We start from the raw sequence: 3,636 nt of genomic DNA, 5'->3' as shown, positions 1-3,636 counted from the left end.
GTGCTCTTTCGTCGAGTCGAGTTGGTAGCTCTCTCGAAGAATCACGCGGTGACCGTCTTTCGTCCGGTTACGACACGCCGGTCATCGGATCCGATCCGGCTCGTACACCATCCTGATGGACGCAACCCCGGACATTGCTCGGTGACCTGACCTCACTGAGATTCCTCGATGCGCACCAGTCCGCGATCCTCCTGGGACCCGTTGGGGTAGGCAAGACTCATTGTGAGACTCAAGGTCCAACTCTCGAGCCATGAGCGTTGGGGCGTTCACCGAGAGGCGAGCGTCTGCCAGAGTTGATGTCGGTAACCATGACTGACCCGAAAGACTCACTGGCCGACCCGCACCTGCGCGGTCGCGCCCTTGCCTTGGATATGTCGTCATGGTCGCCGGCATCGACCTGGCCCACCGACTGCTGGCCTGATCAGAAGCCTGGCCGAATCGTCTCGTGCCTCATCACAGTCCTGCCACACGGTGACCGCACCCAGGTCGATGCCGACCTCGGCACTCCCCGAACATTGAAGGAGAACACCGTGCACTCCATGCTTGCAGACCAAGTCGATTACGTCATCGGGGTCGATACCCACCGCGACAGCAACACCGCCGCCGTCGTCGAAGCATCGACCGGCGCCGCCCTTGTCCACATGCAGTGCCCCACCGACGCCATGGGATACCGACGCTGCTTCGACTTCGGCACTCGGCACGGAGCCGGGCGACGCGTGTGGGCCATCGAAGGCAGTGGCAGCTTCGGCTCCGGACTGACGACCTTCCTGCTCGAACGCGGCGAATGGGTCGTCGAAATCGACCGACCCGCCCGTCCGGCCCGGCGCAACGGCGCCAAGAACGACGAGCTCGACGCGGTCCGCGCCGCCCGCGAGGCCCTGTCGCGCGACCACCTCGCTGCTCCTCGCGCTCGAGGAAACCGGGAGGCCCTACGTGTGCTGCTCACCGCCCGACAAGGCGCGATCGTGTCCCGTACCAAAGCGATCGGACAGCTCAAGGCGTTGATCGTCAATGCTCCTCAGGCTCTGCGTGAGCAGATGCGCCGTGGAAGCACCAACGACCAACTCGAACGGGGTGCGCGTCTGCGCACCCTGCCCACCCACTCCGTCGAGCACCGCACCACCGTCCGCGGCATCCGAGCAGTTGCCCGTCGCGCGTTGTTCCTCGAAGCCGAAGCCGCCGAGCACGAAAGCGCCATCGAAGAACTCGTCATGGCCATCTGTCCCACACTGCTGGAACTGCCCGGGGTCGGGGCCGTGACCGCCGCGCAGTTCATCGTGTCCTGGTCGCATCCCGGACGCGTGCGCAACGAGGCTGCGTTCGCTTCCCTCGCCGGAGTGGCGCCCATCCCGGCCAGCAGCGGCGCCACGGTCCGGCATCGGCTGAACCGTTCCGGCGACCGGCAACTCAACCGCGCCCTCTACACCGTGGCGTTGTCCCGGCTTCAACATAACCCCGAGACGAAAGCCTATGCCGCACGCCGAACTCGGGAAGGCATGACACCACGCGAGATCAAGCGTTGCCTCAAACGTGCCATTGCCCGCCAGATCTACCGTCATCTGGAAGGTCACGCAACGGGGCTACAACAGCTTCCTCACGCCGCTTGACGAACATAGAAGCATCCTGGCGACAGCATTGGGCCACATAGCGATCCGTCGACGACGTAGCGTCCTGTTCGCGCGATCGGACAAACTGTTCACCCGGCTACGAGCTGCTCGCCTGGACAACACCGTCGATGCCGAGATCCGACGGTTGACCGCAGTCGACGTCCTGATCATCGACGACTTCGCGCTCAGGTCGCTCGATGCCACCGAGACCAGCGACTTCTACGAGCTGATAGTGGAGCGGCATCGGAAGAAAACCACGATAGTCACGTCGAATCGCGAGCCCTCTGAGTGGCTGACCATGACCGCAGACACGCTCCTCGCTCAATCAGCCATCGATCGACTGACCTCCACCGCGCACACCCTCATCATCGAAGGGCCGTCCTACCGGCAACGCACCCGACCTGGAACAGTTGACGAAGACACCGACAACACGCATCCTCAATAACGCGCCACGGTGGTCCCTACCCTCTGGCAATCAGGTGGTCCCATCACCCTGGCAAGCGACAGGGAGCGCTCCGAAGCCGGACACGACTTGTGGTACTCGGGCAAACACCGCCGACACGGCGGCAACATCCAGGTCCTGACCGACCCGACCGGCTACCCGGTCTGGGTCTCCGACGTCGAACCCGGCTCGGTCCACGACATCACCGCTGCTCGACTCGGCGGAGTCCGGCCGGGCGTCAGTCAGTTCACTATCGGGGGATCTCGCCAGACTCCTATCAGGACATGACGGCCCGCCGGGCTGCACTCAAACGAGTGAGCCGAGCCGGTCGACACGTCGCAGACAGGACAGCCACCAACCTGCAGTGGCGTCAGAAGAGCCGTGAGCCAGACCCGCCCACCAGACCCATCCTGCGTCCGCCGAGCCGAGACCGTCACGCCCATCAAGGAGTCAGACCAACCGGTCCACGAGATCCATAGTGAAGAGCCGGAAATCCACGTGAGTTCCCGAAATGGCGGCCACCCAGTCAGTCCTGTGCCCTGGGTATCGACAGAGTGGCTGCAAGCGGTCCCGGTGACGGAGCGGACTATGACGCGCAACCTGTTTGTCGGCATGGGAAATGTCGGACGCGGTCACCGTTTGGAAGCGGGTGGTCTTGGCCGGTTCTTCACTCATTCCCAAGCGCATCGAGAAGCGGACGCCCTGCGGGCGGCTGCGCACAACCGATCGGAGACCCTACGGGTCCCTGTATTGCCTTCGGCCCCTTCCCCAACGCTGCCCGGTCACCATGCCCCGATAGACCATCTCGGCCAGCACTTCTGGCCCCACGTCAGAGATGACGTGCGGCTTGCGCTGGACCCGCTCGTTCGTGTCGACCCTCACGATCGGGTGCTCCACCGCCAGAATGGAGACGAAGGATACTGGCGCCCAGTCGGTTTCACGCACGGGAATGGCACCCCTGCGCGCAGCGTCGAAGCGCTGACGTCGGACCTCGGGAGATGAGCGACGAATGCCCGACGTGCCGCGGCTACCGGAACGGCCCGCGCACACGTCGCAGCGAAACACCTCAAGCCTCTCGACCGGAGAGGGCGAGAGGCTCGTTAGGTCAGGACGTCAGTGAGGACCCCAGCGGGGTGAGAAGGAGGAGGTGGGCGTCGAATGCCGAACCATGAGAATTGCGCCCTGGGGGCGTGTGGATAGACTCCACCGTACGGTGCATGACAGCGCTCCTGTCGTGTGCCCAGACCCCGGTTCGGTGTTCCAGCACCAGCCGGGGTCGACCTGTATTCAGGCCGGTGCAGGGATGGTCCCACGTGTGGTGGGGAGCGTCAACCTCGAACGCATGTTCGTGTCGCACGAACTGGGGAGCCGCCGGATCCGGGTTCGCCGCGCGCCCACTGTCGACGATGTGGAGGCGTCACCGATCCGCCGCGCGCGTGGGTGGTGCCCGGTAACGTCGCGGTCAAGTCCCGTGAGGTGGTGTACGACGTCGTCGCGTGATTCCTCGTCGGTGGATCAGGCGGTCAAGGCCGGTGTCACCTCCTCGGTGCCCTCGGTGACACTGTCGGCGGGCTTGTCGGTGCGGGA

2 protein-coding genes and 3 pseudogenes are annotated in these 3,636 nt (G+C 64.5%); 4 read left to right on the top strand and 1 reads right to left on the bottom strand.

Annotated features, from left to right (window positions below; genetic code table 11):
• Positions 1-128: 128 nt before the first annotated feature.
• The 4 genes and pseudogenes from AIIKEEIJ_RS32175 to AIIKEEIJ_RS32160 all read left to right on the top strand — a co-directional run.
• Positions 129-230, top strand: a pseudogene (locus AIIKEEIJ_RS32175) (ATP-binding protein); the annotation flags it as partial.
• Positions 231-308: 78 nt separating this feature from the next.
• A complete protein-coding gene (locus AIIKEEIJ_RS32170; protein ID WP_238406339.1) occupies positions 309-1,607 on the top strand; it encodes an IS110 family transposase in 1,299 nt (432 codons plus the stop codon).
• A pseudogene (locus tag AIIKEEIJ_RS32165) lies at positions 1,600-2,052 on the top strand (ATP-binding protein); the annotation flags it as partial. The gene AIIKEEIJ_RS32170 and the pseudogene AIIKEEIJ_RS32165, both read left to right, overlap by 8 nt.
• 72 nt (positions 2,053-2,124) lie before the next feature.
• Positions 2,125-2,274: pseudogene (locus tag AIIKEEIJ_RS32160) on the top strand (transposase family protein); the annotation flags it as partial.
• A gap of 510 nt (positions 2,275-2,784) precedes the next feature.
• Here AIIKEEIJ_RS32160 and AIIKEEIJ_RS32155 read toward each other — a convergent pair.
• Entirely contained in the window at positions 2,785-2,994 is a 210-nt protein-coding gene (locus AIIKEEIJ_RS32155) for a hypothetical protein (RefSeq protein WP_161995828.1), read from the bottom strand.
• Positions 2,995-3,636: the final 642 nt, after the last annotated feature.

Origin of the sequence: Rhodococcus sp. YH1 (genome assembly GCF_009939605.1) — a bacterium.
Taxonomy (GTDB): domain Bacteria; phylum Actinomycetota; class Actinomycetes; order Mycobacteriales; family Mycobacteriaceae; genus Rhodococcus; species Rhodococcus aetherivorans.
The sequence above is the reverse complement of the archived record's forward strand: the minus strand, read 5'-3'. Positions and strand labels throughout refer to the sequence as shown.